The sequence below is a fragment of the Streptomyces sp. NPDC091371 genome (assembly GCF_040684275.1).
In the GTDB taxonomy this organism is placed as follows: domain Bacteria; phylum Actinomycetota; class Actinomycetes; order Streptomycetales; family Streptomycetaceae; genus Streptomyces.
In genome coordinates, this window is record NZ_JBFBFP010000024.1 from 11,955 (window position 1) to 28,996 (window position 17,042).

Consider the following 17,042-nt stretch of genomic DNA (forward strand, 5'->3'; position numbering starts at 1 on the left):
TCCAGGTGGTGCCCCGTCATGCCCGCGCTCCCGCGCCCTGCCTCCGGCCCCGGCTCCCGCTACACCGCCCGCGCCGCCACCAGCCGCCGCCGTCCCGCGCGGCACACCGACGTCGCAGCCCTCGCCCGCATCCTCACCCCCCGCGACTTGTGGTTGGCCCGGATGCTCCACGAACACCGCGTCCTGACCACCCACCAGATCACGAGCCTCGCCTACACCTCACTGCGCTCCGCACAGCGCCGCCTGCGCACCCTCCACGACAGCGGCGTCCTCGACTCCTTCCGTCCCCTGACGCAGACCGGATCAGCGCCCGAGCACTACACCCTCGGCCCCGCCGGCGCCGCCGTCCTCGCCGCCCACGCTGGATGCGACCTCGCCGACCTCGGCTGGCGCCCCAGCCACACCGGCCGCATCGCCTACTCCCCCTCTCTCGGCCACGACCTCGGCGTCAACGAACTCCTCACCCACCTCGCCGCCCGCGCCCGGACCGGCACCACCCCGCTCGCGGGATTGAACATCTGGCTCTCGGAGAGATCCTGCGCCCGCCGCTGGGGCGACATCGTCCGCCCCGACGCCTACGCCGAATGGCAAGAAGGGGAAGCCAGGCTGTCGTTCCTCCTCGAGTACGACACCGGCAGCCAGCCCCTGCCGCGTGTCGAGGCGAAACTCGTCGGCTACGCCGCCTTCTGCACCACCACCAGCACACAGCCCGCCCTGCTCATCCATACCCGTACCCATTCGCGCGACCAGGCCCTACGCCGCCGCCTCGCCGCCCCCGCACGCGAGCTGGGCCTGAGCGTGGCCACCTCGTCCGCGGACTTCACCACCTCCAGCCCCTGGGGCCCCTGGTGGAGCCCGCTCCAGGGCGGCGACACCAGCCGCACCACCCTCACCCAGCTAGCCACCCGCTGGCCGCATCTCACCCCCGCCGCCGGGCTGGAGGCGACCGACGCCGACACCGCCCTCACCCTCCCCGTGCAACCACTGCCCCCCGACCCCGGGGCCGCAGGGTGAGTTCGCTGACCACCAAAACCGTCACGGGTATCGGATGCGCCGTCCTGGCCCTGCCCGTACTCGCAGTCGTCATCGTCGCCGCGGCGATCGGCAGCCTCCTCCCAGGCGGCAGCGTGTCGGCCGCGCCAAGCAAGCACGCCCTCGCCGACATCCCGCCCCACATGCTCGCCCTCTACCAGCGGGCCGCGCCTGAGTGCCCGGGCCTGTCCTGGAGTGTCCTCGCCGCGATCGGCAAGGTCGAGACCAACCACGCACGGCACCCCACCATGGTCTCCTCAGCAGGGGCGGTAGGGCCGATGCAGTTCCTGCCCTCCACCTTCACCGCGTACGCGCATCCCGTACCGCCGGGCGGGAAGAACCCTCCCACCCCTTGGGACCCGGTCGACGCCGTCCACGCCGCCGCCCGACTCCTGTGCGCCAACGGAGCAAAAGGCGGACGGAACCTCCGACGCGCCATCTGGCACTACAACCACAGCGACGCGTACGTCGACGAAGTCCTGAAAATCGCCTCCGAATACGCTGCCGCCGCACCGGCGGCAAGTCAGGCAGCAGCCCAGGCGGTTGCTTTCGCCCGTGCCCAGATCGGCACCCCGTACGTGTGGGGCGGCGACGGCCCGTCCGAGGGAGGCTTCGACTGCTCCGGCCTCACCCAGGCCGCCTACCGCGCCGCCGGAATCGGCATCCCCCGCGTCGCACAGGCCCAGTACGACGCCGGCCCCCGCCTCCCGAAAGGCGCCCCACCCGCACCCGGCGACCTGCTGTTCTTCGGCACCAGCCCCCGCCACATCACCCACGTCGCCATCTACGCCGGAGGCGGGCAGTCCGTAGACGCACCGCGCCCCGGCACTGTCGTCCGCCAGGGACCGGCGAACATCCACGGCGCCTCTTACCAGGGCGCCACACGGCCGACGGCACGAGGAGGCGCCCGGTGAAGCAGCCCGCCGCCCGCGAGGCCATCAAACTCCTGCGGACCATGACCTGGGTGCTGTGCGCCGTCGGACTCCTCGCGCTGATCTTCACCACGGTCAACGTCACCCGTTTCGCCACCACCCGCAACGTGCCCCTGCCGATCGCGATCCTCCTCGACCCGATGATCGGCACCGCCCTGGCCGGCGTCCTGTACGTGGACGCCCGCCTCGCCTCCTGGGGCATCCGCCCACCCGCCTGGTCCACCACCCTGCGCTGGAGCGCCGGATGCACCGCAGCGCTGATGAACTCCTGGGAGAGCCTGTGGCCCGACGGCCAGATCGGCTGGCCACGCCGTGCCGATCCGGCAGCCGTACTGCTGCACCTGACTCCGGCCCTGCTCCTGATCGCCCTGACAGAGACGATCGCCGCCTACCGGCGGACCGTCACCGATCTGCTGGACCGGATCGGGCCCGCCGATCCCACCGATCCACCCGCAGTCCCCGTACACCGATCGCCCCGAACGCGTACCGATCCGGGCGACGCCAATCCAGATCCGGTCAACACTCCACAGCCGAAGGACAGATCCACCGTCGAAGACGTCGTGGGCACCGGCCCCGGCACCATACCGGGCCCCGGCACCACACCGGGCCACAGCGGCCCCCACACGGGCGACAGCCTGCCCGGCGGCAAGCCCATGCCCCCCAAATCCGACCCGGACCCCCACGGGGCGGCGAACGCCGACGTGTGGCCACGTGCCGTCGCGCTCGACCGGACTGCCCGGGCCACGACGGGCAGTCCGGTGAGCATCTGGCGTCTGCGCACCGATCTCCATCTCGGTCCTCGCCGCGCCCGGCAGATCCACGAGCAACTACTTGCCCGCCACGCCGATCCGGGCCACCCGTCCAGATGATCCGAGCCGTCTGACATCCGATCCGCCTGTCCGTATCGCCGATCGGACGGTCGCCCCCACCGCCGCGCTGTGACCGCTCGCCGATCGGCGCACACCGGATCCGGGACACGACCGCACACCTCTCTGACGTGGTCTTACACGGGGTCGATCGACCCGCTTGACTTCCTACCCGACATCGAGCGTCCATGGTCGTGGCCGACGAACCGAGCGGTCCCAGATGCACAACCCGCTCGCGCCACAGCCATGTTCACGCCCGAGACCAACGCGGTGCGCACGCGCTCGGCTGGACACCCGCGGACCTCACGACCGGTCCGCACCCCGGCCGGGGACCTCACCCCCCCTTCTCACGGAAGCGAGGCCCCCCTCATGTCCGACACGACCCCTGACAGCACCCGTACGCTGCACGTGGCGCCCAACCCGAAACCGGTCAACGGACTCACCGGCGCACCCGCCGCGCTGTACACCGAGCTGGCGGGGCTCATCGAGCCCGCCACGGTCGCTGAACTCGCCCTCGCGGCCGGCCTGGGGCGCTCCACCACGGGCAAGGCTCTGGTCACCCTGGAGGAGCGCGGCCTGGCCGTGCGCATTCCCGGCGGCCACGACGGCCCCCGCCGCACCCCCGACCGCTGGCACCCCGCCCCCTCCACCGAGGCCACCAACGGCGACGAGCCCCGCCAACCCCACGCCGACACCCAGCCGGAAACCCGGCCGGAGAACACCCCTGCGCCGGACGCTAACGACACGGACACCCCCACGGGCTCGACCGAAACCGAACCCGACACCACCTCCGAGCCGTGCGACCCCGCCGAAGCCCCGCCCACCCTCCCAACGACGGACACCCCGCAGGTTTCACCGCCCCAGGAAGCCGAGCCCGCTGCGGGAGACGACGGCGACGAAGACCCGCACGGCGAGGACTCCCACGATGACCCCGAGGCCACTCCCACCCCGCAGGCCGACACGGGACGAGCGGCTCAGACAGCGGAGCCGATCCCCCTGCCGGGCGAGAAGAAGCGGCTGGCACCCGGAGCCCTGCGACAGATGGTCATCGACCACCTCCAGGCCCACCCTGGCGCGGCGTTCACCGCGACCAAGATCAGCCGCGCGATCGAGAAGTCCTCCGGGGCCATCGCCAACGCCCTGGTCACCCTCACCCACCAGGGCATCTCCGAGCAGGTCAGCGACAGGCCGCGCACCTACCGGCTGGCCGCCACCGAAGCGGGCACCGAGTAGCAGCCGACACGCCATGAGGCCCGGCGGCGGGCATCCCATTCACGGGGTGGCCGCCGCCGGGCCTCGCGGCGTCGCATCGCACCCGACATGGTCTCCAAACCACATCACCAACCGAAGATGCGCCCGTCCGATCGCAGGCGGCGGGTCAGCCTCGCGTACTCGGACTGGTGCCCTCTGTGGACACGGGGATGACCCGCCGTCTGGTGGGGGCGTGGGCCTGTGGCCGGGCCGACGCAGTGGACAACGGCCGCGGCGAAGAGATTCCCCTGCTTGTATACGCTTTCCGGGACCCTTCGGAGCCCGCGCGTCCTGCGCCGTCGTCCGCTTCCCCTTTCGCAGGTGACGGCCGGTGATCCTACGCGAGCAGCAAGGTGAGGGACAGAGTCACGGAGAGCACTCCTACAGCAAGAAAAACAGCCCCAAACACAATTATGTGCTTGCGAGTTGGACGAAAGCCATCCGAGGGCTCGTTCACTTTCTCGAGTATTCCGCTTGCCACGTCGGAAACTTTACGAACTCTAGAAGTGAAGATTATTCCAAGTAGACAGAATATCAAACCCACGAACCCCAGAAAGACCTTCCCTCCCACAGAAGCCTCGACTGCGATCATAGTTTGCTGCATTCCTACACTCCCTCCCGTTCTCCAATGCTCCCCTACAGTACAGCCCGAAGGGCCCTCGCGAGGAATGTGGAACTCGCGAGAGCCCTTCAAATTGCTATTCCTCCCAAATCGGGAAGACGAAAGTATATCCCACGGAGGCCGTGACGTTGGCCGGAACGATTGGGGGGATATAATTCAGCCCCAACCCTCCCCCCACTTGCATCACCCACACCTGGCCACCGGCAGAGTTCAGAGTACCGCCAGTCCCAAGTGAACCATGCAGAACGGGCCCCTCGCCGACATTGACGTCCAGCTGGCCGGCCCAGCCAGCCAGTTGCTCCAATTCGTCGGCGTTCGAGTACATCACATCCCCAGAAATATTGGCTTCCGCGCCACCGAGGCCGAAAGACGGCGTGAGTGTAATACCCATCGAATCCTTCCCGTCATAGTCGGACACGAGGCATCCTGTGAAGCCAACTGCAACGCCCGCCGAGACTGAGGCGGTGCCGCAGAAGCCAGTAGTTTTCGGGAAATATTTATCCGCGAGGTCTTCTACTTTCCCGCTGATCTTACTTCCTACCTGCTTCAGTGCCATCTGGAACGGACTAGGAGCTTGCGGCTTCTGACTCTTTCCGTTGCCGGACTTTCCGGTCCGACCCCTCTTGTTGCAGTCAGGATCATGGCGGCATGCGCCCTTGTTGCGGTTCTTCTGCTCCAGATACTCGGGGGAGAGTGCTCCGCCGCTGTTGCTGACCTCTCGCTCGTAGTTGTTTCCGTATCCGGTGGGTTTGGTGCCGGCGTTGGTGCAGGTGTACATGCCGCTCTTGCACTCTTCGAGGGCTTCGCCGGTGGGGTCAGATTCGGTGAGGGGGCTGTTGTTGGCGTACTGGTAGGCGTTGTGCTGGCGGGGGTCGTCGACCACCATCTTCGGGTCTACGGAGATGAAGCGGCCGAGGATCGGATCGTACTCGCGGGCGCCGAGGTGGGTAAGGCCTGTGGTCTTGTCCTGGGTTCCTCCGACGAAGCCTCGTTCGCCCGGCCAGGCGGCCGGCTTGGTGCCGCGGTCTTCGCCGAACGGTTTGGTGACGCGGCGCTGGACCTGGAGGGTGGTGGCGTCAATGGCAGTGGTGCCGGTGTTGTGGTGGTCGGCGGCGATGTAGGAGAGCGTGCCGGTGGAGGTGCGGACGATGGTGGTGCCGCCGGGGGTCGCGTAGTAGCGGGTGCCGGTGACCGTGTTGGTGGTGGTGTTGAGGGTGAGTTCGTTCGAGCCGAGGTAGAGGGTGGTCTTACCCGGGTCCTTGCGGAGCAGGCGGTTGCCGTCCGCGTCGTAGAGGTAGGTGGAGGTGCCGACGGCCGTCGTTGCTGTGGCGAGGCGGCCTTCGGGTGTCCAGGTCAGGGTTTGCGTGGTGCCGGCGGCGTCGGGGCGGGTGAGTGTGTTGCCCGCCGCGTCGTAGGTGGTGGGCTTGGTGACGGCTGGGCCGGTGCCGGTGGTGCGGGTGTTGGAGGTCGGGGCGTGCGGGCGCGGGGAGCCGGGGGCCGGGTAGGTGTGGGTGGTGGTGACGGTCTTGGCGGTGTCGCCGACGGGGTCGTGGTCGGTGGAGGAGGTGCGGTTGCCGGTCACGTCGTAGGTGAAGGACTGGTGGTAGGGGGCCGTGCCGCCGATCTTCCCGGCCTGCGGGGTGGTGTTGGTGCAGCCGCCGATGCCGGGGACGGAGGGGCCGGGCTGGGTGGTGGTGGTTCCGGTGTCGGTCCAGGCCTGAGTGAGGCGGCGCAGGTAGTCGTAGGTGAAGCACTGGGTGTCGCGTGCGGCGCCCTGGGTGCTGGTGACGGAGGTGACGTCGCCGGCGGGGGCGTAGGTGTAGTCGGTGACGTCGACCGGGGTGGCTGAGTCCTGCTTATTGAGCTGGGTGTTCAAGAGACGGCCGGTAGCCTGGTCGTGGGTCTGGGTGAGGCTGACCTGGCGTGGATCGTCGCCGAACGTGGTGCGCTGGACCTGGCCGAGTTCGTCGTAGTCGGTGAAGTTGACGTAACCGTCGTTGTCCGCGCCGTAGGTGACGGGCAGGCCGTTGATGTTGCGGCCGGTGTAGAGGCGTTCGTAGGGCAGGCCGCCCATGGCGGGCAGTGTGGTGCGGCGTTCCAGTCCGGTGATGGGGTTGTAGTCGGTTGCGGCGGTGTAGGTGCCGGTGAGGGCGCCTTCGCCGGCGGGGACGGTCAGTTTGGTGCCGGTGGGCCGGTAGCCGATGTCGTAGCCAGTGGTCTCCTGCCGCCAGGGCTTGCCGTCCACCCAGCTGGTGGAGGCGGTCAGCTGGCCGGGCAGGAGGGTGTCGTATTCGTAGGTGGCCAGTGTGGTGCCGTCGGCGGTGTCCTTGTTGCGGGAGGTGGGGCGGCCGAGGATGTCGTAGCTGGTGAAGACCTTGGTGCCGCGGGCGTCCTGGGTGGAGACGGGGCGGTCGGCGTTGTCGTAGGTGACGGTCGAGGTGCCCTTGTCGGGGTCGACCGAGCGGATCTGGCGGCCGCGGAGGTCGTAGTCGTAGGTCCAGGCGTTGCCGGCGGGGTCGGTGATCCGGGTCAGTTTGCCGTCGGTGTTGTGCGCGTAGCGGGTGGTGTCGTACTCGCCCGTGGGGTTGCCGGTCTTGTATTTACGCCGCTCCACTGTGCGCCCGAGGGCATCGGTGATCACGGTGCTGGCGCTCTCCCCCTTGGGTGGAATGGTGTCGGTGCGGTCGACTCCGGGGTAGGCGGTGACGGTGCGCCACTGTTCCTGCGCCTTGGAAGAGAACACATTGGCGGTCGGGCGTCCGAGGCCGTCGTAGAGCGTGGTGGTCGTCGACGGGATCATGTTCTCGTCGGCGATGAAGCGGGTCTTGCTCGGGGCGGAGTCCGCGTTGACGTAGGTGTTGTTGGTCTTGGCGGCGCGGCCGTGGCTGTCGTACCAGGAGTCGGTGATCAGACGCCGCTCCGGGTCACCGTTCTGCGGTACCGCTTGGACCTGGACCTGTTGGCCGAGCGCGTCGAGGATGGCGATGGACGTCGCGTAGGACTGGTCGGCGCGGAGGGTCTGGGTGGTGACCGTACTGGTGGTGGTGTTGCTGAGGTCGTAGGTGAACACCTTGCTCGCGGTGGAGGTGCGGGCGCGGCCGGGCAGCCAGACGGCGGTGGTGCGGCCGAGCGCGTCGTAGGACACCTCGGTGGTGCGGTTGTTCTGGTCCACGGTCTTGACCGGGACCCCGCGCAGCGGGTGCAGGGTGGTCGTGGTGGTCCAGTCCTTGGCGTTGGTGACCTTGAGCATGGTGGCGCGGGCCGGCGCGGCCGGTTCGTACGCCGTCGTGGTCTTGGCACCGGCGACGTCGGTGGCGCTGATGACGCGGCCGTAGGCGTCGTAGGCGGTGGTGCTCTTCAGGCTGTACTTCGGCTGTCCGGCTTCGAAGCGGTCCAGTTCCTCGGTGCTGGTGACCTGGCCGGGACCAGTGAGGGTTCCGTGGGGCTGGCCGTCGTAGAACGTGCGGTTGCGGCTGAGGGTGTTCGCCTCGGTCGCGGCGGTGGCGCAGTCGCTGCTCTGGATCTGAACCGTCTCGGAGGCGCGGTCAACCATCCAGGCGGCGGTGTTACGGGCGTAGGAGGTGGTGGTGCAGGTGTCGGGAAGCCCGTCCGCCTGGTCTCGGGTCCACTCTTCCATGCCGTAGGTGTCGTCGTACTTAACGGTCTCCGAGGTGGTCTGCCAGGTCTTGTCGGCGCGCAGCTTCTTCTCGCGGGAGGAGCCGTCGCGCTGCATCTGGGCGGTGAGCGCGGGGAGCTTGGTGCCGCGGCTGCGGGTGGAGGTGACCTCGGAGAGCCAGGGCTCGTTCTGGGTGATGGCGACGAGTTCGCCGCCGTCGGATGCGAAGGTCTGGGTCTCTCGGACGGCGCCCGCGAGCGGGTTGGAGTCCTTGATCGTGTTCCCTGTGAGGCCGGTGAAGGTGGAGGTGCGCTTGGTCGTATCGGCCTTGACGTCGCCGTCCATGCCACGCAGGTAGAAGGTCGCGGTCTTCGAGACGGCGTCGGGGGCGGTGCCGGCGCGGGTGATGACCTGTTCGTAGCCGCGGAACTGGTTCCAGGTGCGGCGCTTGTCCTCGGTGAGCTCCTCGTCGTCGCGGTGCCAGGCGGCGCCGCCGACGTACTCGTACCGTGTCTCCTGAGGGCGGGAGCCGGCGATGTTGTCGAGTTCGGTCACTCGGTTGACGACGTACTTGTGGAACCAGTCCAGGGTCGGATCGTTCGGGCTCTTGGGATCCGGGTTCCAGTACACCGGGTAGCAGCGGGTGGCATTGGAGTCCTGGGCCGTGGGCAGGCCCGTACCCGGTGCGCAGTCCGGGTCGGCGTAGCCGATGTCGGTGATTCCGCCCGTCTCGGACTTGATCTTGACGATGCGGTGCCGGTTCATGGCCGGCCTGTTGTCTCCGCTGGAATCGACGCGGTTGTTCCTCAGCTGGCCGTAGAAGACGACCGGCTTGGACGGGAGCGCGGTCGCACCGTCGTGGCCGGTGTGCAGGAGGGAAGCGAGCCACAGCGCGGGCGCGGTCTGGTCCTGCGGGTTCGGGAACTGGTGCGTGAGGGCGTAGGAGTCGACGCTGTCGTAGTCGCCCGTGGCGTTCAGGACCTGGGTGGTGATCTTGGTGAGGCGCTTGGTGGTCCAGAACGTGGCGGAGTAGTTCTCGCAGGTTCCGGTGGCCGCACACTTCTGGTCGAAGGGGACATCGGGCCACTTGGTGGCCGCGTTGTCCTTGGTCAGCTTGTCCGGTGCGCAGTCGAAGGCGGCGTCCGGGAGGCAGCGCTCGGCGGTGTCGAAGAGGACCTGGGCGGTCGGCTTGACCGTGTCCGGGTCGGTCAGCTTCGAACCGTAGGTGATCTTGGCGAGGTTGCCGCCGCGGATGTACTGCTCGAGGGTGCCGTTGGGCGTCGCCTCGGACACGCCGCGCTTGTAGTAGTTGGTCTCCGTGTCATACCAGTGGGTAGTCACACCGCCGCGCGGGTCGACGACGAAGTCGAGGTTCCAGCGCCAGGCCTGCTGGCACCAGGAGGCGTCGAAGGTCGACTTGTTGCACTCCTCACCCGCATTGTTGCCGTACACGGGCGTAGTCCAGGCAGAGTTGGTGGCTGGCGCCGTGGGGCTGCCGGGCTTGCGGCCGGCGCCAAAGTAGTACTGGGTCCCGTCCGGTGTGGTGATCTTCCAGTACTCGCCGTTGTTGTCACCGTTGGTCGCGCCGGTCAGCTTCTCGACCTTTGAGGCGTCGTCGTTCTCCAGCCGCCACGTGCCGGAGGTGTCGTCGCGGACCAGGGTCGAGGACTTGCCGTCCAGGGACACCGTCGCGTTGTGACCGGACAGGCATTGCTCGCTGGAGTTGGCCTGGCCGTCCTTGGCGCAGGGCTTGAAGGTGCGCTCGACGAAGCCGGGTGAGTAGTCCCAGCCCTCGCCGATCCATGAGGCCTGGTTGTTCGTGGCGGCGGTGCGGCCGTCCACGGACTGCGAGCTGTAGGAGAGGGAGATGGCGGGCTTGGTGCCGCCCAGCGCGTCCGGTACGGCGATCGGGTACGACCAGGAGAAACCGCCTGTGCTCTTGCCGCTGGTCCACTTGCCCGAAGGTGCCAGGCTGGTGGCGGCGTAGGTGCCGGCGGGTCCGCCTGGCGCGGTCGTCACGCCGAGCACCGTGGCCCCGTCCGAGGCAGTGGAAGCCGTGCTCATACGCATGCTCTCGGCTGCGGAGCCGCCCTTGAGGGGCACTTCCGCGCTGAGCAGCCCGGCCCGGTCACCGTCGCGAACGGTGGTCACGGGTGTCTGCGTACGGCACTCCGCGCGCTCAGGGGTGGTCAGCGCGCACTGCGGCAGCGTGACCAGACGGGTCCGGTAGAGCCAGTCGCCACCGAAGGCGCCCGCGATGTGCGAGACGTCCACCGAGACCTTGACCGGACCGGCCTTGACCGCTCCCCCGGCCGGACGGACCGCGAGCAGCAGGCCCTGGATGCCGGCCTTCTCGGCGGCGGCCTTGTCCGTGAGCTGCACCGCGGCCTTGCCCGAGCGCGGAGCGTCCTTGGCCGAGCCGGGGCTCACCCAGACAGGAGCCGCTCCCGCACGGCGCGGGTCGGCGACGGGAGCCGCCGGGACATCGGAAGGGACGGCGGCGGTGAAGAGCGAACCGTGCGGAGCGGCGGGTGGCACGGCACCGAGATCGACCTCGGCCTGAGAAGCGGGTGGCCAGTACACGCCCTTCGGGCGCCAGACTGCGGCGCCGCCACCCTCGATGGTCTTCGGATCGATCTTCGGGGCGTTCTTCCCGGAGACCGACTCGGTCTTCTTCAATTTGCCTGGTGACCAGCGGCTTTGATCTTTAGGCTGCCACTGTGCGGCCTGGGCGGTGCCCGAGCCGACGACCAGTGATAGTGCGACTAGAACCGGAACTGCGATGCGCTGTTTGAGCTTCGAGTTTCTTCTCATCGCTCGAAGTCCAGCCGCTGATGCCGACACGGCATTCCCCCCACGGTCGCCGAGTTGATCAATTGGCCTGGAATCCTAGCCTGTTGACGGTTCGCAATACATGAACCAATCAGGACAAGACATCTCCACCTGACCTGCGAGTCCCCAAAGATTTTCTGAAAAATAACTGTTTGCATGCACGATGGCTCGAATTCACCCGATCGATTTGTCGCGATCCTGCGAAATGGTTCCCGGGAATACCGGGTTCCGGATGTACTGTCACAGGCGGCCTTAGCGGATGGGCTGTTAGCGTTCACGCCGAATCGCCGAAAACGATCACACTGGGGAGTTCCCGTGGGGGGAATATCACGAAGAATGCGACCGGCCCGTCGGCCCGTCGCACTGGCGGGGCTGGTCGCACTGGCCCTGTCCGTCACATCCGTCGGCGCAATGCCCGCGTCGGCGGCCGACAAGCCGGCAGCGCCGGCCGCTCAGACGCCGCCGGAACGGCCGACGACCGAGCGGGAGCGAGCGGAAAACGCCGCGTTGGCCGAGGCGAAGAGCACCGGGAAGCCGGTGCCCGTACCGGCGGCGACGACCGAGACCGACACCGTGGTGGCCAACCCGGACGGCACGCTGGGCCTGACGCGCGGTGTCGCCCCATTGCGTACCAAGCGCGACGGCAAGTGGGCCGACCTGGACGCCACGCTCGTCAAGGCGGCCGACGGCTCGCTCCGCCCGAAGGCCACAGCGAGCCGTCTGACCCTGTCCGGCGGCGGCACCGCGCCACTGGCCACTCTGGACCAGGACGGCAGACAGCTCGTGCTGAGCTGGCCCGAGCCACTTCCCGCACCCGTGCTCGAAGGCGCCAGCGCCCTCTACCGCGAAGTCGTACCGGGCACAGACCTCAAGGTCACGGCAACCGAGGGCGGCGGTATCTCGCAGATCCTCGTCGTCAAGTCCGCCGAGGCCGCCAAGCACCCCATGCTCGCCAAACTGACCACCGGTCTCAAGGGCCAGGGCGTCACCGTCTTCGCCGACGCCAACGGCAACCTGAAGGCCGCCGACGCCTCGGGCCGAACGGTCTTCCACGCCCCGACCCCGACCATGTGGGACTCCACCGCCCCCGTCCAGGCCCCACTCGCCAAGGCATCGAGCGCCACCGCGTTCTCCCAGGCGGCGATCGGCTCCCAGAGTACGGACGACGAGCCGGCCAAATCCGCGTCGGACAGCGACGGCCCGGGCGACTCCGCAAAGGTCGTCCGGCTCCAGGCGGACCTGGGCAAGGACTCGCTCGCCCTCACCCCCGACCAGACCTTCCTGGCCGACCCCACCACGGCCTACCCGGTATACATCGACCCCGCCTGGCAGCCGACCAGCCGCGGCACCCAGCACTGGGCCTGGGTCCAGGAGGCCTACCCGGACACCGTCAACTACGACGACTATGCCGACTCCTACAATCCGGGTGTGGGCTACCAGCGTTGGCAGTCCCGGACCGGTCTGGAGCGGTACTACGTCCAGCTGGACACCGGCGACCTCGGCGACAAGAGCATCAAGAAGGCATCGTTCAACGCGACCCAGTCCTACGCGGCGGACGCCACCTGCTCCAACACGTACAACGTGGACCTGCACTCCACCGAACCGCTGCTGTCGGACATCTCCTGGAGCAGGCAGCCGCGGGACTGGGAGGTGCTGCGCACGACCTCGATGAACAGTGCGGGCGGCTCCGGCTGCCCCGGCTCGACCACACGTGGCGAGTGGGATGTACGCGACCATCTGGCAGGCAACGCCTGGCGGGGCAACGTCACATACGCCCTCTTCGCGTCGAACGAGTCGAAGACCAGCGGCAACAACTCCTTCAAGCGCTTCACACGCGACAAGAACAACCTGCCCTTCTTCTACATCGAGTACAACCGCGCGCCGTACAATCCATGGTCCCTCGCCATGACCCCCGCGCCGCAGAACGCGAACGGCAACGGCTGCGGCTGGATCGGCGCCACCGGCTACGCCGGACTTCGCATCGACGCCTGGGTCGGCGACCCGGACGACCAGCCCAACAGCGCCCGCTTCCTGGTCCACGACGTCAACGGGGCCGTGGCCTACGACAGCGGGTGGGGCAACGAGGCGGCCGGCACCCACTGGGCAGCCGCGTATCCCAACAACCTCTCCGACGGCCACACCTACTGGTGGCAGGTCCAGGGCGGTGACGGTGACATGGCATCCGCCTGGGTAAACGGCTGCATGTTCAGCATGGACACCCAGCCGCCATCGGTCCCGGTCGTCACCTCGGCCGAATACCCGCCCTCCGGCACCCTGCCCGGCTCCACCAAGCACATCGGCCAGCCCGGCACCTTCACGGTGAAGTCGGCCGACACGATCAGCGGGGTCCTGTACTACGAGTGGGCCTTCAACTCGGCCATCCCCCTGGGCGGCGCCAACCGTATCGACGCCGCCGCCGACGGCAGCGCCTCCATCCCGCTGACTCCGACGACCTGGGGCACCAACGTCCTGCGCGTCCAGTCCGTGGACCGCGCGGGCAACCGCTCGCAGCAGCACACCTACACCTTCTACGTCCCCGACAACCCGAACGCCAAGACCACCCTCGGCGACATCACCGGCGACGAACGCGTCGACTTCATCGCCCCCGCCGACAACGGCGACCTGATCGTGTACCCCACCGCCACCGACCCCGCCGCCGGCGGTGTACTCGCCTCCAACTTGGCCAACAGCCCCGGCGGCAAGGGCTGGGGCAACGGCACCCTGACCACCCACCGTGGCGGCAACGGCATCCGCATCGACGACCTGTGGGTACACCGCGACGGAGAGCTCAAGCTCTACCGCAACTCCCTCACCCAGGGCGGCCTCGCAGCCAACGGCGGGCTCTACTACCACGCCTCCAAGGCCCTGGGCGTCGAGCGGCCCTACGCGAGCGACTGCACCGTCGCCGCCACGGGCCAGCCCTGCGGCGGCGAATACGCCGAGAACTGGACCCGGGTCAAGCAGATCCTCGCCGTCGGCGACGCCCTGCCCGAAGCGGGCGCCACACCTCGCAATGACCTGCTCACCGTGGAGAACGACGGCACGAACAACTCGCTGATGCTCTTCCAAGGCACCAGCGCGGACGGCGAACTACGCGATCCCCTCGTGCTCGTCCTGAGCCCCTCCGGCTGGGACAACCTCACCCTCCTCGCCCCCGGCGACGCCACCGGCGACGGCCTCCCCGACCTGTGGGCCCGCGACAACACCACCGGCGATGTCTACCAGTACGCCAACGTCGCCGGAAACCCCGCCGCCCTCGGCGACCACACCAAACGCACCAAGATCGGCTCAGGCGTCAGCGCAACCACCCACCCCGTCGTCGGCTCCTCCGGCGACACCAGCGCCGACGGCGTCCCCGACCTGTGGGCCCTGGACAGCCTCCACCGGCTGCGCACCTGGGATGGCGTCGCCACCTCCGGGAAGGTCACCGGATTCCGTGCCGGTCACACCATGGGCGACGCCCGCATCTCCACCTCCCACTGGAAGCTGAACGAGGGCACGGGCAGCACCGCTGTCGACCTGCGCGGCCGTAGCAACGCCACCCTCAGCGCCACTGGCGCCACCTGGGCCGCCGACACCGTCGCGGGCACCGCCACCAAGGTCGTCGCCCTCAACGGAACCACGGGCACGGTCACCGCCTCCAAGCCCGCCGTCGACACCACCCGCAGTTTCACCATCTCCGCCTGGGCCAAGTCCAACAAGCCCACCGGTGTCGTCCTGAGCCAGGACGGGCAGCATGCCAGCGGGTTCATGCTCTGGCACGACCAGGACGGTACCTGGCGGTTCGCAATGTCCAAGAGGGACGACGACGGCTGGGACTACGACCAGACCCTCGTCATGAACGACGCCGCCAAGGTCCAGCTCAATGTCTGGACCCAGCTCACGGCCACATATGACGACCGGACGGGCCTGATCGCCCTCTACGTCAACGGCACCCTGGCCGGCACCGGCCACCACGCCAAACCCAACGCATGGAACGCCACCGGCCCCCTGGTCATGGGCCGCTACAAGACCGTGAGCAAGCCGTCATCCTTCTTCGAAGGGGGCATCAGCAACGTCTCCGTCTACAACCACTCCACCGTCCCCACCGCAATCGGCACCAAGCTCGTCTCCGTGCTGAACTCCGCGAAGTGCGCAGACAACCCCGGTGGCACCAGCACCGACGGCAACCGCATCCAGATCTGGGACTGCAGCAACACCGACATCGACCCTGCTCAGAGGTTCGCCATCACCGCAGACGGTGAACTGCGTATCGGTGGTAAGTGCGTCGACATCGCAGGGGGCGGTACCGCCAACGGCACTCCGATCCTGCTGTGGACCTGCGCCACCGGCGCCTACAACCAGCAGTGGCTCCCCACGGCAACCGGTGGCTTCTACAACCCGCAATCCGGCCGCTGCCTCGACGTGCCGTACGGCCGTACCGACAACGGCAACCAACTCGAATTGTTCGACTGCGCCTACGGCAACAACCAACGCTGGCACGCACCTGGCCTCGCCACACCCCTGGGCGCCAACGGCTGACCCTGCCTACCGCCCCTGGCCCGCTTCCCCCGGCAACCCCGGAGGAGGCGGGCCAGCGGTCTTCCAGTGCCGGTATCAGCCCGGTGTGATCCACCCATCAGGGATTCCAGCCGCCGATGCATCCTCAAGGAATCCGGTGAGATCACGGATCTCCAAGTGTGCTGCCGATAGCGCAGCTTGACTGTGCGGCAGCCACCTCAGCCCTTCGCGACCGCCTGCAGGGCACAGCCCAGAAGGACAGCGCACGTGCGCGGTGGACACGGGCTCGACGTTGCGCTGACTTGCACGAGCTCACACGCAGACAGAAAGCCCTTGTCGGCCACCACTCTGATTTTCCATGGCCCGCAATGACCTCGCTTCGACATGCATCAAACTGATAGTGGGCGGTATCCCAGCATGTCAACTCTCATCTTCAGCGGCGGCTCTCGCCGCTGGTAGTACCGATGGCCACGCCCGGCGGCGAACGAGGCCGCTCGTGAGCGCACCAGTGTCCTCGGCCGCGAGTTCCAGGACGGACTTGCGGGTGTCCTCCAGCGTTTCAAGGTGGCTTCAGGGGCTGCGAGTTGCTGCGCGAGCAGGGTGATCTGCTCGCGCAGCCGTTCGGCGACCTCACGGACGAGTCGCTGCCGCCGCCCGGTCCGCAGTCTGCATAAGCGCCAGGAGAACCTTGCCGACGGCAGTCCGCGCACCTGTCTGCATGGCATTGAGCTGGCTGCGTGCCACCTCGGTGAACACCAGATCTCGTATCACATAGTTCCCTTCGCCAGTCTGAACGTGAAATCTACGGTGTGTCAGATACCGGGACCAGGGCGGTCCGGAACAGGCACGACGGGCAACCTCTCGAAGCCGTCGCTGACCGGCCGTGGAGGTCACCGCCGCCCGCCGCATCCGGCGTGACCGCAGCCGCCGCAGAAGCCACCGTTCCTACACGCGCAAGGGCAGGGTCCGGCCGGGCGGCTGCAGAACGGCGTCCGGCCACGGATGGTATGGGCACGCGGGGCGGGCGGCAGTGCCGTTTCTGGGGCGGTGTGCCGGACGGCCGCAGCGAGCAGGTCGATGCAAGCGGCACGGGGGAGCTGGTCGAGTCCTTTCAGGCAGGCATCAAGTCGTGGTTCGCTCGGCATGACGGTAATGCCGGCCCGGGCCGCCACGTGGGCGGCGGCCTCCGCCACGGCCTGGGCGAGGACTTGTTCCTCCAGGCCATGGGGGTCCCCGGCGAGTACGTGGTCGGCTGCACAGCTGAGCAGTGGGGCCAGGTGGGGAAACTCCTCGCCTCCGGGGCCGGCGAGGCGGGCGTGAGCGATTGTGAGGATTTGGTGGACCAGGAGGTGGCGCCAGGGCGGCAGCGCGATTCCGGGCATGAGGGAAGC

The 17,042-nt window shown here is 68.3% G+C and carries 6 protein-coding genes; 5 read left to right on the forward strand and 1 reads right to left on the reverse strand.

The window, feature by feature from the left end; all coding sequences use genetic code 11:
• Positions 1 to 18 precede the first annotated feature (18 nt).
• From AB0O21_RS24315 to AB0O21_RS24330, 4 genes are all read left to right on the forward strand, one after another.
• Positions 19 to 1,014 carry a replication-relaxation family protein gene (locus AB0O21_RS24315; RefSeq protein WP_365173812.1) on the forward strand — a complete coding sequence of 332 codons (996 nt, stop codon included), beginning with the start codon at positions 19 to 21 and terminating at the stop codon, positions 1,012 to 1,014.
• Positions 1,011 to 1,946 (forward strand): bifunctional lytic transglycosylase/C40 family peptidase, encoded by a 936-nt coding sequence (locus AB0O21_RS24320; RefSeq protein ID WP_365173815.1) that lies wholly within the window; start codon positions 1,011 to 1,013, stop codon positions 1,944 to 1,946. Before AB0O21_RS24315 ends, AB0O21_RS24320 begins: the two co-directional genes overlap by 4 nt.
• Positions 1,943 to 2,833, forward strand: a complete 891-nt coding sequence (locus AB0O21_RS24325) for an extensin (RefSeq protein ID WP_365173817.1) — start codon at positions 1,943 to 1,945, stop codon at positions 2,831 to 2,833. The genes AB0O21_RS24320 and AB0O21_RS24325 overlap by 4 nt, the downstream gene beginning before the upstream one ends.
• Before the next feature lie 366 nt (positions 2,834 to 3,199).
• Entirely contained in the window at positions 3,200 to 4,063 is an 864-nt protein-coding gene (locus AB0O21_RS24330; protein ID WP_365173819.1) for a helix-turn-helix domain-containing protein, read from the forward strand.
• Between the two features lie 716 nt (positions 4,064 to 4,779).
• Here the strand turns inward: AB0O21_RS24330 and AB0O21_RS24335 are convergent.
• Entirely contained in the window at positions 4,780 to 10,998 is a 6,219-nt protein-coding gene (locus AB0O21_RS24335; RefSeq protein WP_365173822.1) for an RHS repeat-associated core domain-containing protein, read from the reverse strand.
• Positions 10,999 to 11,487: 489 nt separating this feature from the next.
• Here AB0O21_RS24335 and AB0O21_RS24340 point away from each other — a divergent pair, with 489 nt between their 5' ends.
• The gene (locus tag AB0O21_RS24340; protein ID WP_365173824.1) at positions 11,488 to 15,672 is read left to right on the forward strand and encodes a ricin-type beta-trefoil lectin domain protein; all 4,185 of its coding nucleotides are present in this window, start codon (positions 11,488 to 11,490) and stop codon (positions 15,670 to 15,672) included.
• Positions 15,673 to 17,042: the final 1,370 nt, after the last annotated feature.

Coding starts and splice junctions, on each gene's coding strand:
- AB0O21_RS24315 (WP_365173812.1), top strand. CDS start 19: ATGCCCGCGCTCCCGCGCCCTGCCTCCGGCCCCGGCTCCCGCTACACC.
- AB0O21_RS24330 (WP_365173819.1), top strand. CDS start 3,200: ATGTCCGACACGACCCCTGACAGCACCCGTACGCTGCACGTGGCGCCC.
- AB0O21_RS24340 (WP_365173824.1), top strand. CDS start 11,488: ATGCGACCGGCCCGTCGGCCCGTCGCACTGGCGGGGCTGGTCGCACTG.